The organism is Pseudomonas sp. SJZ078 (assembly GCF_007828255.1).
Classification (GTDB): Bacteria; Pseudomonadota; Gammaproteobacteria; order Pseudomonadales; family Pseudomonadaceae; genus Aquipseudomonas.
Genome location: NZ_VIUG01000010.1, coordinates 120,938 through 138,235, shown reverse-complemented (window position 1 = coordinate 138,235; position 17,298 = coordinate 120,938). Strand labels below are relative to the sequence as shown.

At 63.1% G+C, this 17,298-nt stretch carries 13 protein-coding genes; 7 read left to right on the top strand and 6 right to left on the bottom strand.

All coding sequences use genetic code 11. The features are described 5' to 3' along the window. Positions 1-7: 7 nt before the first annotated feature. Positions 8-2,839, bottom strand: coding sequence for an RHS repeat domain-containing protein (locus FBY02_RS12210; RefSeq protein WP_144927744.1), 2,832 nt, complete (start codon positions 2,837-2,839; stop codon positions 8-10). A gap of 165 nt (positions 2,840-3,004) precedes the next feature. On the opposite strand from FBY02_RS12210, the gene FBY02_RS12205 reads away from it, so the two are divergent. Further along, positions 3,005-3,469: a multidrug transporter gene (locus tag FBY02_RS12205; protein WP_144927741.1), complete on the top strand. Its 465-nt coding sequence runs from the start codon at positions 3,005-3,007 to the stop codon at positions 3,467-3,469. Positions 3,470-3,508: 39 nt separating this feature from the next. Continuing rightward, positions 3,509-4,333 (top strand): SDR family oxidoreductase, encoded by an 825-nt coding sequence (locus tag FBY02_RS12200; RefSeq protein ID WP_144927738.1) that lies wholly within the window; start codon positions 3,509-3,511, stop codon positions 4,331-4,333. A gap of 75 nt (positions 4,334-4,408) precedes the next feature. Here FBY02_RS12200 and FBY02_RS12195 read toward each other — a convergent pair whose 3' ends face one another. The 4 genes from FBY02_RS12195 to FBY02_RS12180 are packed head-to-tail and all read right to left on the bottom strand — an operon-like array spanning position 4,409 to position 9,160. Then, positions 4,409-5,272 carry an HlyD family secretion protein gene (locus FBY02_RS12195; RefSeq protein WP_144927735.1) on the bottom strand — a complete coding sequence of 288 codons (864 nt, stop codon included), beginning with the start codon at positions 5,270-5,272 and terminating at the stop codon, positions 4,409-4,411. Between the two features lie 10 nt (positions 5,273-5,282). Beyond that, entirely contained in the window at positions 5,283-5,483 is a 201-nt protein-coding gene (locus FBY02_RS12190) for a DUF1656 domain-containing protein (RefSeq protein ID WP_024780658.1), read from the bottom strand. Beyond that, positions 5,473-7,665 carry an FUSC family protein gene (locus FBY02_RS12185; RefSeq protein WP_144927732.1) on the bottom strand — a complete coding sequence of 731 codons (2,193 nt, stop codon included), beginning with the start codon at positions 7,663-7,665 and terminating at the stop codon, positions 5,473-5,475. Before FBY02_RS12185 ends, FBY02_RS12190 begins: the two co-directional genes overlap by 11 nt. Before the next feature lie 10 nt (positions 7,666-7,675). Further along, a complete protein-coding gene (locus FBY02_RS12180) occupies positions 7,676-9,160 on the bottom strand; it encodes an efflux transporter outer membrane subunit (protein WP_144927729.1) in 1,485 nt (494 codons plus the stop codon). Positions 9,161-9,476: 316 nt separating this feature from the next. Here FBY02_RS12180 and FBY02_RS12175 point away from each other — a divergent pair, with 316 nt between their 5' ends. Further along, entirely contained in the window at positions 9,477-10,445 is a 969-nt protein-coding gene (locus FBY02_RS12175) for a LysR family transcriptional regulator (RefSeq protein WP_144927726.1), read from the top strand. Positions 10,446-10,474: 29 nt separating this feature from the next. On the opposite strand, the gene FBY02_RS12170 is transcribed toward FBY02_RS12175, so the two are convergent. Next, a complete protein-coding gene (locus FBY02_RS12170; protein WP_144927723.1) occupies positions 10,475-10,705 on the bottom strand; it encodes a hypothetical protein in 231 nt (76 codons plus the stop codon). 281 nt (positions 10,706-10,986) lie between these two features. Here FBY02_RS12170 and FBY02_RS12165 point away from each other — a divergent pair, with 281 nt between their 5' ends. Genes FBY02_RS12165 through FBY02_RS12150 form a run of 4 tightly spaced genes read left to right on the top strand, consistent with a single transcriptional unit; the run spans position 10,987 to position 17,292 of the window. Continuing rightward, positions 10,987-12,144, top strand: a complete 1,158-nt coding sequence (locus FBY02_RS12165) for an efflux RND transporter periplasmic adaptor subunit (RefSeq protein WP_144927720.1) — start codon at positions 10,987-10,989, stop codon at positions 12,142-12,144. Then, positions 12,141-15,254, top strand: a complete 3,114-nt coding sequence (locus FBY02_RS12160) for a multidrug efflux RND transporter permease subunit (protein ID WP_144927717.1) — start codon at positions 12,141-12,143, stop codon at positions 15,252-15,254. The genes FBY02_RS12165 and FBY02_RS12160 overlap by 4 nt, the downstream gene beginning before the upstream one ends. Positions 15,255-15,263: 9 nt before the next feature. Beyond that, positions 15,264-15,938 (top strand): heavy metal response regulator transcription factor, encoded by a 675-nt coding sequence (locus FBY02_RS12155; protein WP_144927714.1) that lies wholly within the window; start codon positions 15,264-15,266, stop codon positions 15,936-15,938. Continuing rightward, on the top strand, positions 15,913-17,292 hold the full coding sequence (locus FBY02_RS12150) for a heavy metal sensor histidine kinase (RefSeq protein ID WP_144927711.1): 1,380 nt from the start codon (positions 15,913-15,915) through the stop codon (positions 17,290-17,292). The genes FBY02_RS12155 and FBY02_RS12150 overlap by 26 nt, the downstream gene beginning before the upstream one ends. The last annotated feature ends 6 nt before the right edge of the window (positions 17,293-17,298 follow it).

Genomic DNA, 17,298 nt, shown 5'->3' with positions numbered 1-17,298 from the left:
CCCTGGATCAAAATTTCAGGGGCCTGCTTTTCTGCTTGGCAAACGTTTTCCATTTTGACAGCGACGGATCTTTCAGCGCGTTCAATGTACCGGTACTAAAATAGCTGTGCGCCAATGCCTGAGGCGTCACATGACCCGAGTCGACCATGAACTTGGCGAGATTCCCGCCCCACTGCATGAAGTTGCCGCCCAGATCCTTGGTGAAATAACCGGTCTTATAGACCGCACCGGGAAACATCTTGGTAAAGACCTGATAAGCGAAATAATCGGTCACATACTCATCATAATTAAGATTCGTTGCGCCCAAGTCCGTTTCAGCCTGGAAACCGACATGTCGGTAAGAGGAGTAATGCAGGCTTTCGTGAACAATGGTGGAGCGAATCTTGTCCACATCAAGCTGCCCATTATCGGAGTAATCCGGTGAATCCACCCCCATGTAGATGATCCCTTCGGGTGATGTCCACGCAGCAGGATTGGCGCTCAGGTTTATCGAGTCGAACTCCATGGTTTCGTTACCCGGAACAGCCCTTATCTTGTTGAAGAGTTCTTCCTGGGAAACGCTCTTTATGGCAATGGGCTGCCGGGGCGAACTAAACAGTTCACTGATGACGCTGGCCAGTTCGACAATGTCCACATGATTTTTCGCCTCCCAACTGGCCGAAGGTACGTTGCCCGGCATGTTAGGCGGCGCTAGCACAACAGCTTCAAATACACGCTCGGCTGGCGCCTGTTTAGCTGCCCCTGGAGGTGGCTTTGGGCCAACCCCAGGCGGCGGGGGAGGGCCCGCGAATGTCAGAACCCTGAACGGAGGACCACTGGGTATTATCGGTACCGTCGTTGCCTTATCACTCTCCGGCTCTGTTTTTATGAGCCCATCCGTATCTACGAAAGTAAGCGGATTATTCCCCACCATCGCATAAGCATTCAGACCATCGGCAGCCCCGGCCGGATCGGGATTGATCCAACGCTGCAGCCACGCTGCGTAGTACCTGAAACCATAGTAATAGAGCCCTGTCGCATCCCGCTCCTTGCCCGAATAACGGATCGTCTTGTAACTGACCTCGATCACATCATCCCCGGCCAGGTAAGCGGTCTCGCCGAAGGGGTAGAAATGCTCCTGGCTGATGATTCGCCCATCGTGTCCGAACTCCAGGCAGACCGAACCCAGATGATCGGAAAAGCTGTATCGATAGTGATCGTTCACACCTGAAGGGGGTGGGCTGTCCCAGTGCAAGACCCGCACGCCGCTGAGCCCGCCCTGGGCGGTGATGACCTGCAGCGACTCGCCGGTGCCGCTGTCGGCGCGCAGCTCCAATCCCGGCAGGTAACGCACCTCGGCGGCCAGGGTCCGGGCCCCCGTGTGCAACGTGCGCAACTTGCGCACCCGCTGGCCGCCGCCATCGTAGACATAGGCCTCACGATCATCGAGCCCCGACTCGCGCTCGACCGGCGTGACCGAGCGCAACTGGTTGCGCAGGTCCCAGGCCAGGGTCAGGCTGCCCTCCAACACCAGGCCGTTACCCCGGGCATCGAACGCCGCGGCGATCTCCTCTTCGGTCGGCGGCACGCCGTTACGGTACGGCAGGCAACGATTGCTGTAGCGGGCCACCTGCAACTGACGACCATGGTTCTGCGCCCCGACGTGGGTCAGCTCCAGCAGGTTACCGCTGGCGTCGTAGCGATAGGTTTGTCGGTAATTGCTGAGCGCAGCCGGGTCGACACGCCCCACAGAGTCGGGCCCCTGATTCGCCCCGCCCGCCTCCCATCCGCTGGCTTCGATCAGCCGATAGAGGCTGTTGTAACGAAAACGACTGACCGGGTCGATGCGCTGGTTGGCGAAATAGCGCACCGGCACCGCCTTGTCCTCGATGCCCAGTACGTTGCCCACGGGGTCGTAAGCGTAAACAAGATGTTGCAGCGACTGACCGGCCCGCCGGACCTGACGCGCCATCAGCCGTCCGTCCTCAGGGGCGTAAGTCAGCGTGGTCTGCACGTCGTTGCCGGCCAACTCCCGTTCGATCTGGCCTTCGGCGTTGTAGTCGATCTCGCTCACCAGGGGTTGCCATTGGCTCTGGCCCTGCAACAGCAATTGGCTGCTGGACAGTCGACCATCGCGGGTCAGGGCCTGGCGCTGCCGATTGCCTCGGGCATCGATCTGCTCCAGCAGATCCCCCAGCGGACCGAGACGCCACGTCGACAACGCACCGTCGCCCGGTTCGAGCAGGGACTCGCGGTCGGCTTCCGACGCCGGCCAGTCCGGCATGGCCCCGTCCAGGCAGAAACGTCGACTCAGGGTCAGACTCTGGCCGCTCAGGGCAAAGGACTCCAACAGCAAGGTGCCCGCCGGGTCATCGTGGCGGATCAGTTGTCCGTACTGATTGAAGGCCTGGAGGCCCTGGCCCGGAGCGCCATATTGCATACGTTCGACACAGGTGCGCCGCTGTCCGCTACCTTGTTCGAACACCGCCACCGGACGGAGCAAGTCGTCGAAGGTCACCTCCCGTTGCATGCTCCGGCCATCCCAGCCCTGCAGGCTCTCACTGGCGAGCCCGGGCAGACCGAGCTGCCAGCCCGCGTCGACACTGTTCGTAAAGAGCACGTCACCGGACAGCGTATACACCGTCGAAAGATTGGCCGGGGTCGCCGCATCCTCCTGTTGCAGGGCCCACAGGCGCGGGTCCCATTGCTTAACCACGCGCCCGGCCATATCGAAAAGACTACGGTTGACCAGTGACTGCGCAGGCTCTCGCTCAAGCGCGCAGCAGTAATCGACCGAACGGACCGGCAGGAACCTGGGATCCACCACAATCAGCCTCGGCGTACCGTGATCCATGTTCATGCCTTGGCCCCCTGATTGTCGTGCGATCTGGCCGACATCTAACAAGGGGCAACCCCAGGTGGCTACTGTCAGAGATTACAGTGATGACCGATGGAGCAGATGGATGAGATATCCATGCCCCGTCCCCTTCGGTAGGATGGAACAACGGTATCGGAGGCTTCGAACATGCTTATCGGCGTCTTGCTGGTCATTACCTGGCTGGTCCTGCTGTTGCGCTATCCGGCCAAGGCGCTGCCGGTGTCATTGGCCGCATTCGTCGGCTTGGGGCTGGTCGCCGCCTGGGTGGTCTGGCAGGAAAACCGTGAAACCCGGCAACTGGCACGCCTGGAGCTGCGCATTACCTACGCCCCCGAACGCTGCCCTGCCGATCGCCCGCTGTTGCTGAACTTGAACAACGGCAACGACGTCCCCTTGGTCGAGCTGCGCTGGCGAATCGCGGCCTATGCCCCCGGCGATACCATCAACCTGGCCGACACGCCCTACAGTGCACCGCGCTACCGGGGCCCTGGCCAATTGCAGGCGGGCAAGGACTGGCAGGATTGCCTGCCACTGCCATCCTTGCGACCCGGCTACCGCCCGCAGACCCTGGAGTTTCGTGCCGAGCGTCTGCAAGGTAGTTTCTCCGACTGATTGCTTCTTCCCGACTTTATTCTGCACAAGGAACGCGCCATGCCCGTTGCGTTGATTACCGGATGTTCCAGCGGCATCGGCCGCGCCCTCGCCGATGCGTTCAAGACCGCCGGATACCAGGTCTGGGCCAGTGCCCGTAAAGCTGACGACGTCGCCCAACTCAGCGCCGCCGGGTTTACCGCGGTGCAACTGGACGTGAACGACAGCCGGGCCTTGGAGCAATTGGGCGAACGGATCAACCAACAGCACGGCGGTCTCGACGTGCTGATCAACAACGCCGGCTACGGCGCCATGGGTCCACTGCTGGACGGCGGCGTACCGGCGATGCAACGTCAGTTCGAAACCAACGTGTTCGCCATCGTCGGTGTGACTCGGGCGTTGTTCCCGGTACTGCGCCGCGCCAAGGGGCTGGTGGTGAATATCGGCAGTGTGTCCGGTGTGCTGGTGACACCGTTTGCCGGCGCTTATTGCGCCTCGAAGGCCGCGGTGCATGCCTTGAGCGATGCGCTGCGCATGGAACTGGCGCCCTTCGGCATCCGCGTGATGGAGGTGCAGCCCGGCGCCATCGCTTCGAGCTTTGCGAAGAACGCCGGTCATGAAGCCGAACAGTTGATCCATGAACAATCGCCCTGGTGGCCCCTGCGCGACGGCATCCGCGCCCGGGCCAGGGCATCCCAGGACAACCCCACCCCTGCCGGCGAATTCGCCGCGGGGTTGCTCAAGGCCGTGCAACAACCCAGGCCACCCCGCCTGCTGCGCCTGGGCAATGGAAGCCGGGCGCTGCCGTTGATGGCGGGATTGCTGCCCAAAGGGTTGCTGGAGAAAGGCTTGATGAAGCGGTTCGGGCTGGGTGGATCGCTTTAATCAAAACGGCAAAGCTCATCGACAACTGACCCACCGCCATCGCGAGCAGGGCTCGCTCCCACAAGCCCCAGAGCCTCAACCGCCGGCCTGGGGCTCGACCACCACCGTACAGGTCATCCCCGCCGCCAGCAGCACGGTGTCCGGCACTTGGTCGAGATGAATCCTTACCGGCACCCGTTGGGCCAGGCGAACCCAGTTGAAGGTCGGGTTCACGTCGGCGATCAACTCGCGACTGACCGGGTTGTCGCGGTCGTAGATCCCCCGGGAGATGCTTTCCACATGCCCCTTCAGCACCTCGCCACTCATCAACTGCAACTGCGCCGGGTCACCGATCCGCACCTTGGGCAGCTTGGTTTCCTCGAAGAAACCGTAAACCCAGAACGAATGCATATCGACCACCGCCATCTTCGCCTCGCCGATGCGCGCATAGTCGCCCCGGTGCACGTTGAGGTTAGTGACGTAGCCATCCACGGCTGCACGAACTTCAGTGCGCGACAGGTTCAGTTCGGCCGCCTCCAGTTGCGCCTGGGCTTGCTGGTAATCGGCCAGGGCCGAATCGGCGAGGTTGCTGGCGTCGTCGCGGTTTTCCCGGGAAATCACCAGGCTGTCCAGGTCGGCGCGCCGATGGGCATTGATCTTGCGCATTTCCCACGTCGCCTTGCGTGAGGCCACCAGCGATTGCGCCTGCTTGACCGCGATACGGTAATGCTCGGGATCGATGCGCATCAGCAAGTCGCCCTTTTTCACCTGCTGGTTGTCATGCACCGGCACGTCCACCACCTCGCCGCTGACATCGGCGGCGACGTTGATGATGTCGGCACGTACCCGACCATCGCGGGTCCAGGGCGTATTCATGTAATGGACCCACAATGCACGACCGATCCACAGCGCAAGGGCCAGCACCAGCAGCGTCGCAAGCAGACTGAAAAACTTTTTCATTGCATCGATCTCAACGGTAGACCGTCAGTGCCAACGCACCGAACAGACAGGTAAACAGACTCAGGCGCAACAGCGCCGGGTGCCAGAAGAAGCGGTACAGGTCCAGCCCCGACAGGAAGCGATCCAGGGCCCAGGCCAACGCCGCGGCGAGGAAGAACATCAAGGTCAGGGTGGGCATGTACACGCCGTGGAAGGCGATTTCACGAGGCATGTCGACGGTCCTGAGGCAGCGCGGCAGCGAAGGCCGCCATGGGCGATTGCGGATCCAGCAACGAAGTGCGGATGAAATGCAGGTAGCTCTTCACCCGGCGCAGGGCCGAGGTGTCGAAATGCGGGGCGAAAGGTTCGTCGGTGGCCTGCACACGGCAGATGGCTTGGTCCACCGCTACCAGGGCACGCTCCAGGTTGCCCGGTCCGGGGTGACGGAAAAGCCTCACCAGCGCCCGTCCCATTCCACGAATCGCCTGGCGCCACGGCTGGCTCTCGGCATAGGCCGGATGCACCGGCAGGATCGCCTGTTCCTTGCGCAACTCGATAACCCCATGACCGACCTCCAGCACCACGAACATCCAGCGCAAGAGGTCCCGTTGCACGGCGGGTTGTCCCGCCGCCAAGCCGTAGGCCTGGTGCAACAGGTCGCGGGTGCGGCTCTCGAAGCCCGACGCCAGCCCCTTGAGCCTGCCGCTGATAGCAAAGACCACTTGTTCGCGCAGGTCCTGCTCAAGCCGGCGCCACAACCAGCGGCTATTGGGCGGCAGGATGATCGCCCCGGCGGCGGCGCACACCAGCATGCCGAGGATCATCGCGAGGTAATCGTTGATGAACGTGTAGGGGTTGTACACCGTCAGGTTGTCGGGTACCGAACCTGTGCAGAAAAAGATCAGTAACCCCAGCCCGACCCCGGCGTATTGCGGCCGCGAACTGAGGAGCGAGCCGAACATGATCACCGGTGCCAACATCACACAGAGCAACGGGAAGCCGTCGATCAGCGGAAAGATGAAGAACATCTCGACAAAACCGATCAGCGCCCCGAGCAAGGTGCCGCAGGCCATCTGGAAGGCCATACGCTTGGGGTTCGGCGTGGCAGCCGACAAACCCACCGTGGCCGCGGCGATCATCGTCATGGTCGCGCCGCTCGGCCAGGCCGTGGCAACCCAATAGCTGCCCAGCACCAGCAAGATGAAGCCGGCACGCAACCCCGAAGCCGCGGCGGCCAGCCAATTGGTCTGCGACACGAACGGCTCGTCCCAGTGTTCACGCTCGTGACGGTGCTCGGCCAGGGACGCATGGGTCAGGGCGTATCCGTGCAGGTCGTCGACAAAGCGATAGAGCAATTCACAGGCGGTGTGGAAATCCAGTAATTGCGCATCGCTCGGTCCTGTTGCCTGGAACGCTGCCCGCAACTGACGGACCTGTGCCGGCAAGTCAGCCTTGTAGCGGGCCAAGACCTGGGCCAGGTGCGCCGCATCCCTATCGGTCAAGCCCCGCGCACTGAAGCCGTCCAGCAATTCGGCCAGGTTCTGCAGGCCGGGCTTGATGGCGTCCACCACATGATCGATGGCACCGACGCGCAAGCGCTGGAGCAACTGGTGCAAGGCATTGAAGCGCGTGGTGATGCCCATGAACTCGCTGTTCAGGCGACTGAGCCGGCCGTTGCGCCGACGCATGTGCGGGTCTTCGAATACCGTCACGCTGCGCAGGCTCTCCAGGCCCACCGCTTCGGCAATGAAACGCACGTTGGCGGCTTCGAAGGCATCCCGCTGGCTACGCCCGCGCAAGCCGTCGGTGACGAACAGCGCGAACACCCCAAAACGCTGGTACAAGGCGTTGCGCATGGCCGTGCTGGCGGTTTGCGGCAGGATCGCGGCGCTGACCAGGGTGGCGCAGAGAATGCCCAGAGAAATTTCCAGGACCCGCCAGAGCGCCGCCATGAACGCCCCTTCCGGATGGGCCAGGGCTGGCAAACCAATCATCGCCGCGGTGTAGCCGGCCAGCACAAAGCCGTAGGCCCGGAAGTTGCGATAACGCGCCGCACCCGCTGTGCAGACACCGACCCAGAGGGTCAGGCAACCGAGAAACCATTCGGTGGTCTGGGCGAACAACGCAATCAACGCCACCATCACCGCCGAACCGGCCAACGTGCCGAGAAAGCGGTAGAAGCTCTTGGCGAACACTTGGCCGCTTTGTGGCTGCATGACGATGAACACAGTGATCATGGCCGTGCGCGGTTGCGGCAGCTCCAGGCGCATCGCCAGCCACAACGTCAGGAACGCGGCAAACAGCACCTTGAAGATATAGACCCAGGTCACCCCATCGCTGCGGGCCCAGTCGAAGAAACCACGGCGCCATTCGAGACGGTAGAGCCAGCGTACGGGGGTCATCAAAGGGCTCATGGGCTAGCATTCATCGGGCGAAATTGAACATCGTGGCGGTGTCAGGTACATCGCTCCCGGCCTCCAGCCCACCACCCAGGGCCGTCACCAGATCGGCATGGACACTGAGGCGCGCCGCTTCCACCTGCTGCTGCACCTGCTGCTGCTTGAACAACAGGCTCTGGGCGTTGAGTACATTGAGGTAGTCCGTCAGCCCGCGCTGGAACGCCACCAACGCAATGTCGTAGGTACGTTGTGCGGCGGCCACGGACTCGGCGGCGAAGGCCTGTTGCTTGTCCATGGACTCGCGACGGATCAGTTGGTCGGAAATGCCCTTGAGCGCGTTCACCAGCGTCTGGTTGTAGTGCGCCACGGCGGCGTCATAGCCGGCCGCCGCCTCGCCCAACTGCGAACGCAGGCGCCCGCCGTCGAAGATTGGCAGCGTGACGGCCGGCCCGACGCTGTAAGTCAGCTTCTTGCCCGTCAGGAACTCCAGCGCACCGCCGCCCGTGGCCATGTAGCCCAGGCTTCCCACCAAGTCCACATTGGGATAGAAACCGGCCCTGGCCACCTCGATGCCCCGGGCCTGGGCCGCCACCTGCCAGCGACCGGCAACCACATCCGGTCGCTGGCCCAGCAGTTCGGCGGGCAATGTCGACGGCAGCTTCAAGGGGGCCCCCAGGGCCAGAGCCGGTCGCTGCAGACCCGCGCCCTCCCCCGGTCCCTTGCCCGCCAATGCGGCCAATTGATTGCGACTCAAGGCGATGGCTTCGTCGAGGGCGTCGAGTTGACGATGGGTCTCGGGCAACGGCGCCTGGGCCTGGCTGACGTCGAAATGAGTGCCGATGCCGCCGTCGAGACGCTTTTGCGCCAGGTCGAGAATCTGTTCCTGCTGGCGCAGGGTCGCGGCGACGATATCGCGCTGGGCATAATGCAGCGCAAAGCGGATATAGGCTTGCACGATGTTGTTCTGCAACTCCAGCTGCGCCTGCCGTGCCTCAGCGACGCTGGCATGGGCCAGGTCGACTGCCCGCTCGCTGGCGTTGCGCTCCCGCCCCCAAAGGTCCAGGGCGTAGCTCAGGCCCAGGCCGGCGTTGTTGTCCCAGGTGGTGGTGTCGGCCAGTTCGCCAGGACCGTAGAACTGATCGGTGGGCCAGTTATGGCGCTTGAGGGTCGCCTGGACATTGACCTGCGGTGACTCGGCCGCCTCGACAACACCGGCCATGGCCTTGGCCTGCCGCACCCTGGCGACGGCCAGGGCCAGGCTCGGGCTGTCCTGCCCCGCCAGGTCGATCCAGCGGTCCAGCTGCGGGTCGCCATAGCCCTTCCACCACTGGCGACTGGGCCAGTGGGCATCGCGGGCGGCCTCGCGGATGGCTTCATCGGTGGCCAGTCGATTGGCCGACAATGCCTCGCCCCGGGGTGCGATCCCTCCTGTCCCGATGCAAGCGCTGAGGGTCAACGATAAAGCCCAAACACTGAGAGTCTTCAGCTCTCTGCTGATGCAACGCGGCACTTGCGCAAGATTCCTGGGAGAGAAAAAACGGGAAACCGTGGGGTCTTCTGTGGGAGCGGGCTTGCTCGCGAAGGCTGACTGACATTCAACATCACCGGCGGTGGACACACCGTATTCGCGAGTAAGCCCGCTCCCACAGGTTCCGCACCAGACTCAAGCCAGCACAGCGACGGCGGCAATTCTAGGCACCCAGCCAAACGGCGATAAGCCGATCTTTCTGCGAATCTTTGTTACCGTAAACGCGATAATCCGTAAGTCGGATCCCGTAGCTCCGTAACTTCGTGTCACAATTTGCCATCGCCCTAGAGAGCCCTCCATGGACACCCTGCAAAACATGCGCGCGTTCTGCTGTGTTGCCGAAGCCGGCAGTTTCACCGCCGCCGCCGTGCAGCTCGATACCACGACAGCCAACGTCTCGCGTGCGGTTTCCAACCTGGAAGCCCATCTGCAAACCCGCCTGCTCAACCGCACCACCCGGCGCATTGCCCTGACCGAAGCCGGCAAACGCTATCTATTGCGTTGTGAACAGATCCTGGCCTATGTCGAGGAAGCCGAAGCCGAGGCCAGCGACGCCCATGCCCGACCGGCCGGACAATTGAAGGTCCACACCATGACCGGTATTGGTCAGCATTTCGTGATCGACGCTATCGCCCGCTATCGCAAGACCCATCCGGACGTGACCTTCGACCTGACCCTGGCCAACCGCGTGCCGGACATCCTGGACGAGGGTTACGACGTCTCCATCGTGCTGGCCAGTGAACTACCGGATTCAGGCTTCGTTTCCCAACGCCTGGGCATCACCTACAGCATCGTCTGCGCGTCACCTGCCTACGTGAAGGCCAACGGTTGCCCCCAAAAGCCCAGTGAGCTGCTGAACCACGCCTGCCTGCGCCTGGTCAGCCCGGTCATTCCACTGGAGAAGTGGGTGTTCGATGGCCCCGAAGGCCAGGAGATGGTCACCATCAACCAGTCCCCCTTCCTGGTGAATTCCGCCGATGCGATGAAAACCGCGATCATCAGCGGCATGGGTATCGGTGTACTGCCGGTTTATGCGGCCATCGAAGGCCTGCGCAACGGCACGCTGGTGCGGGTAATGCCCAATTACCGCTCCCAGGAATTGAACCTCTATGCCATCTACCCTTCGCGCCAGTATCTGGATGCGAAGATCAAGACTTGGGTCGAGTACCTGCGGGGTTCGCTGCCGGAAATCCTGACAGCGCACCAGGCCGAGCTGACGGCGTACGAGTTGAGCGGAAGCCTGGCGGGGGCGCGAGCCACGAACTGAAATCGTCGCTCTGTGTCGAGGAACGCCCCTCAGCGCTTGCCCATCGAACGACGGGTGCCGGGAGGTGCGGCACCGGGGGACTTGGCATGACCGTCCTTTACCCCGTTTTTGTACCACGGCAGTTGCCCAGCGCCTTTGGCCGGGGCCAGCTCACCGGGCTTGAAGGGAAACTTGAAGGCCGGGATCGCCGCTTTGCCGCTCTCGGCGCTGGAAACATCGCCGTCAGGCAGGTCGGCCGGTTCGCCGTTCGGGGAAGTCATGTAAATGCCGCTCACTCAAGGTAGACCATCGATCTGCGGCGAGGGGTCTGTTCCTCGCCATATTGTGTGCAAGTCAGGCCTGGGAAAGACATGACGGGCGCCAGTATACCCGCCCGCTTGCGCAACGTATCGGGCAGATTCACCCTGGATACCCACTCGTCCGACAATTATCCAGGACAAAACTGACAAGCCTGTCAGTTAGTCGTCACCTTCCTGACCGTCTCGCAACGCTATATAAGAATCCTGTAAATCCCTTCGTCCCGGACCGGCTTCTCACACCCATGCACATCCAGAAAAAAACCGTCCTGCTCGTCGCGCTATTGGTCGTCCTGGCGGCCCTCGCCCTCTGGCTCGTCGTGAAGCCCAGCGCCGCCAAACCCGGTGCGCCTGCCGCCGTTCCGGTACGGGTGGTCAGCGTGGAGCAAAAGGATGTGCCGCGCTTCGCCAGCGGCATCGGCACGGTGCTGTCACTGCACAGCGTGGTCATCCGTCCGCAGATCGATGGCATCCTCACCCGACTGCTGGTCAAGGAAGGGCAACAGGTGAGCAAGGGTGACCTGCTGGCGACCATCGACGACCGCTCCATTCGTGCCAGCCTCGACCAGGCCCGGGCCCAGCTTGGCGAAAGCCAGGCGCAACTGGCGGTGGCCCAGGTCAATCTCAAGCGTTACAAATTGCTGAGCGTCGACGATGGGGTCTCGAAGCAGACCTACGACCAGCAACAGGCCCTGGTCAATCAGCTCAAGGCCACTGCCCAGGGCAACCAGGCAGCCATCGATGCCGCCCAGGTGCAGCTGTCTTACACCCAGATCCGCTCCCCGGTGACCGGTCGCGTCGGTATCCGCAACGTGGACGAAGGCAACTTCCTGCGCACCAGCGACAGCGAAGGCCTGTTCACCGTGACCCAGATCGACCCGATTGCGGTGGAATTTTCCTTGCCCCAGCAGATGCTGCCCACCTTGCAGCGGTTGATCGCCGCGCCCGAGCAGGCGCTGGTCAAAGCCTACATCGGCGCCGATGGCACGGCGGGCGAGCTGCTTGGCGAGGGTCGGCTGAGCCTCATCGACAACCAGATCAACCCCAACACCGGCACCCTGCGGGCCAAGGCCGAGTTCAGCAACACCGGGCAACGGTTGTGGCCGGGGCAACTGGTCACGTTGAAAATCCAGACCGCCCTCGACAAGGGCGCCCTGGTGGTACCACCGACCGTGGTCCAGCGCGGGCTGGACCAGCACTTCGTCTACCGGCTCAAGGGTGACAAGGTCGAGAACGTGCCGGTGGAAATGGTCTACCAGGACAGCGGCATGCAGATCATCAAGGGGGTGAACGCCGGTGATCAACTGGTGAGCGACGGCCAGTCACGCCTCAGGCCGGGGGCCCGCGTCCAGGTGCTCACTGCCCCACCGGTCCTCGCCACGGCCACGGAGCCGCAGCCATGAAGGGGCACGGCTCGATCTCGGCGTGGTGCATCGACCACCCCGTCGCCACGGTGCTGCTGACGTTCGCCCTGATACTGCTGGGCTCTATCGCCTTCCCTCGCCTGCCCGTCGCCCCGTTGCCGGAGGCGGAATTCCCGACGATCCAGGTCAACGCCCAACTGCCCGGCGCCAGCCCCGAAACCATGGCCTCCTCGGTGGCGACGCCGTTGGAAGTGCAGTTCAGCGCGATTCCCGGCATCACCCAGATGACCTCCAGCAGCGCCTTGGGTTCGACCAACCTGACCCTGCAATTCAGCCTCGACAAGAGCATCGACACCGCCGCCCAGGAAGTGCAGGCAGCCATCAACACCGCCGCCGGCAAACTGCCCGGCGACATGCCGAACCTGCCCACCTGGCGCAAGGTCAACCCCGCCGACAGCCCGGTGCTGATCCTCAGTATCAGTTCGAGTCTGATGCCCGGCACCGAACTGAGCGACTACGTCGAAACGCTGCTTGCCCGTCAGATCAGCCAGATCGACGGCGTCGGACAAGTCAACATCACCGGGCAACAACGCCCGGCGATCCGCGTCCAGGCCTCCGCCGACCGTCTCGCCGCCATCGGCCTGACCCTGGCCGACATCCGCACGACACTCCAGCAGGCCAGTCTCAACCTGGCCAAGGGCGCCCTGTACGGCGACTCAAGCATCTCGACCTTGTCCACCAACGACCAATTGTTCCAGCCCGAGGAATATGGCGACCTGATCGTGTCCTACAGGAATGGGGCGCCGGTGCATCTCAAGGACATCGCCAAGGTGATCAATGGCTCGGAAAACGCCTACGTCCAGGCCTGGTCTGACAGCGAGCCAGGGCTCAACCTGGTGATCTTCCGGCAGCCCGGGGCGAACATCGTCGAGACCGTCGACCGCATCCAGGCGGCCCTGCCCACCCTGGAAGCCATGCTCCCCGCCGCGGTACAGGTCAAGGTGCTGATCGATCGCACCCAGACCATCCGCGCCTCTTTGCACGAGGTGGAGCTCACCCTGCTGATCGCCGTGCTGCTGGTGGTGGCGGTCATGGCGTTGTTCCTGCGCCAGCTCTCGGCGACGCTGATCGTCTCGGCCGTACTGGGAGTGTCCCTGACCGCAAGCTTCGCCCTGATGTACGTGATGGGCTTCAGCCTGAACAACCTGACCCTGGTGGCCATCGTCATCTCGGTGGGCTTCGTGGTGGACGACGCGATCGTGGTGGTGGAGAACATCCACCGGCATCTCGAGGCCGGTGACGGCATGCGCGAAGCGGCAATCAAGGGCGCCGGCGAAATCGGCTTCACGGTGGTGTCCATCAGCTTCTCCCTGGTGGCCGCGTTCATTCCGTTGCTGTTCATGGGCGGCGTGGTCGGGCGGCTGTTCAAGGAGTTTGCCCTGACCGCCACCTCGACCATCCTGATTTCCGTGATGGTGTCCCTGACCCTGGCGCCCACCCTGGCGGCGCTGTTCATGCGAGCCCCGGCGCATCATGCTCACCGAGGTCCGGGCTTTGGCGAGCGGCTGCTGGGTGGCTATGAAAAAGGCCTGCGCAAGGCGCTGGCCCATCAAAGACTGATGATCGGTGTGTTCGGCCTGACCCTGGCACTGGCGGTGGCAGGCTATGTGTTCATCCCCAAGGGGTTCTTCCCGGTGCAGGATACCAGCCTGGTACTTGGCACCAGCGAGGCGGCCGCCGACGTGTCGTTCCCGGACATGGTGGCCAAGCACAAGGCCCTGGCCGAAATCATCGCAGCCGACCCGGCAGTGCAAACGTTCTCCCATTCCGTCGGGGTCTCGGGCAGCAACCAGACCATTGCCAACGGCCGTTTCTGGATCGCCCTCAAACCCCAAAGCAAGCGTGACGTCTCGGCCAGCGGCTTCATCGACCGGATCCGCCCCAAGTTGCAGAAAATTCCCGGCGTGGTGCTGTACCTGAGGGCCGGGCAGGACATCAACCTCAGTTCCGGTCCCAGTCGCGCCCAGTATCAGTACGTTCTCAAGAGCAACGACGGACCGACCCTCAACACCTGGGCACAGAAACTCACCGACAGGCTGCGCAGCAACCCGGCGTTCCGTGACATCTCCAACGACCTGCAACTGGGCGGCAGCGTTACCCATATCAACATCGACCGCAGCGCGGCGGCACGCTTCGGCCTGACCGCCAGCGATGTCGACCAGGCGCTTTACGACGCGTTCGGCCAGCGACAGATCAACGAATTCCAGACCGAGACCAACCAGTACAACGTGATCCTGGAGCTCGACACCCAGCAACGTGGCAAGGCCGAAAGCCTGGCCTACTTCTACCTGCGCTCGCCCCTGAGCGGGGAAATGGTGCCGCTCTCGGCCCTGGCCCGCTTCGATCCGCCCACCAATGGCCCGCTGTCCATTGCTCACGATGGCATGTTTCCAGCCGCCAACCTGTCGTTCAACCTGGCCCCAGGCGTGGCACTGGGGGACGCGGTGCGCATGCTCGACCAGGCGAAGAACGAGATCGGCATGCCCGCCGCCATCAGCGGCAACTTCCAGGGCGCGGCACAGGCATTCCAGAGTTCCCTGGCCAGCCAGCCGTGGCTGATCCTCGCCGCGCTGGTGGCGGTGTACATCATTCTCGGCGTGCTCTACGAGAGCTTCGTGCATCCGCTGACCATCATCTCCACCCTGCCCTCAGCCGGCCTCGGCGCCCTGATCATGCTCTGGCTGCTGGGCCAGGACTTCTCGATCATGGCGCTGATCGGGCTGGTGCTGCTGATCGGCATCGTCAAGAAGAACGGCATCCTGATGATCGATTTCGCCCTCGACGCGCAGCGCAATGGCGGGCTGACTCCGCAGGAGGCGATTTTCCAGGCCGGCATGACCCGTTTCCGTCCGATCATCATGACCACCCTGGCCGCCCTGCTGGGCGCCTTGCCGCTGATGCTCGGCCATGGCCCCGGCGCAGAACTGCGCCAGCCCCTGGGCATTGCGGTGGTCGGTGGCCTACTGGTGAGCCAGGCACTGACGTTGTTCACCACACCGGTCATATACTTGTGGCTCGAGCGGTTGTTCCATCGGCCCGTCCAGCATTCCGGGCCTGCGCCAGCCACGGCGCTGGCGACCACAGACTGAGGCGGGGCCATGCGCGTTCTGATCATCGAAGACGAAGAAAAAACCGCGGATTACCTGCATCGTGGCCTGACCGAGCAGGGTTACATCGTCGATGTAGCCCCCGACGGCGTCGAAGGGCTGCACCTGGCCCTGGAAAGCGAATACGCCGTCATCGTGCTCGACGTGATGCTGCCGGGCCTGGATGGCTTCGGCGTACTGCGAGCCCTGCGCGCCCGCAAGCAGACCCCGGTGATCATGCTCACTGCCCGGGAACGGGTCGAAGACCGCATCAAGGGCCTGCGCGACGGCGCCGACGATTACCTCGGCAAGCCGTTCTCTTTCCTGGAACTGGTGGCCCGCCTGCAAGCCCTGACCCGTCGCAGCGGCGGCCATGAGCCGGTGCAGGTGAGCATCGCTGACCTGTGGATCGATCTGATCAGCCGCAAGGCCACCCGCGCCGGCCAACGCCTGGACCTGACGGCCAAGGAGTTCTCGCTGCTCAGCGTCCTGGCCCGGCGCCAGGGTGAAATCCTCTCCAAGACCGCCATCGCCGAAATGGTCTGGGACATCAATTTCGACAGCGACGCCAACGTCGTGGAGGTGGCGATCAAACGCCTGCGGGCCAAGCTGGATGGGCCGTTCGAGCGGAAGTTGCTGCACACCATCCGCGGAATGGGTTATGTGCTGGAGAACCGCAGTGAGTAACAGCATCGCGCTACGCCTCAGCGGCCTGTTCACCCTGGTCGCCGCGCTGGTGTTCCTGTTGATCGGCGGTGCCTTGTACCAGCAGGTCGAAAAAGGCCTGGGCCTGCTGCCCGAAGCCGAACTCGACGCCCGCTACAGCGTGCTCGAATCCACAGTAGGCCGTTACGGCACGCCCGAACACTGGGTGAAGATCCACAACAAGCTGCGCTTGCTGGGGGAAGAAGACAAACGCATCCACTTCTGGATCGTCAGCGGTGATCCACACTTCGAATATGGCGATCCCGACCCGCAGATCCGCGCCTTCATCGCAGGGCCGCTGGGTAAACGCGACCTGCAATTGCCCAACCGTCATTACCCGATGAAAGTGCTGGTGAGCCAGTTTCCGGCCAAGGACCAACGACCGCCGCTGCGCTTCATGATCGGCATCGACACCGAAACCTTCTACCAGACCCAGTATCGTCTGCTGGTGGCCTTGGTGAGCCTGGCGATTGTCGGGGTGCTGCTGGCGTCCTTGCTCGGCTACTGGGTGGCGCGGATCGGCCTCAAGCCGTTGATCAAGCTGTCCGACGAAGCCCGGCGCCTGACCCCTCCGCGCCTGTCCGGGCGCCTGCGGCTATCGCCGTTGCCACCGGAGCTCAGCCAGTTCGTCAGCTCCTTCAACGCTACCCTAGACCGGGTCGAACAGGCCTACTCACGCCTGGAGTCGTTCAACGCGGATGTCGCCCATGAACTGCGTTCACCGCTGACCAATCTCATCGGCCAGACCCAAGTGGCGCTGACCCGCGGCCGTTCGGCCGAACATTACTTCGAAGTGCTGCAATCGAACCTCGAGGAACTGGAACGGCTGCGTTCGATCATCAATGACATGCTGTTCCTCGCCAGCGCCGACCAGGGCAGCAAGGCCACCAAACTGACCACCACGTCTTTGGCCGACGAAGTAGCCACCACCCTCGATTACCTGGACTTCATCCTCGAGGATGCCCAGGTCCAGGTCCGGGTCAGCGGCGACGCACAGGCCAGCATCGAGATCGCCCATTTGCGCCGGGCGCTGATCAACCTGCTGAGCAACGCGGTGCAGCACACCGCCCGTGGACAGGTTATCGACGTGTGCATCGAAGCCCAGGCCGACCAGATCACCCTCGCCGTCACCAACCCCGGCGAACCGATCGCCAACGAACATCTGCCGCGACTGTTCGAACGCTTCTACCGGGTCGATGCCTCTCGCAGCAACAGTGGGGCCAACCATGGGCTGGGGCTCGCCATCGTCAGGGCCATCGCCCTGATGCACGGTGGGGATGTCTTCGTGCGCAGTGACCGAGGCGCCAACACCTTCGGGATCCGTTTGCCGGCGTGACCGAGC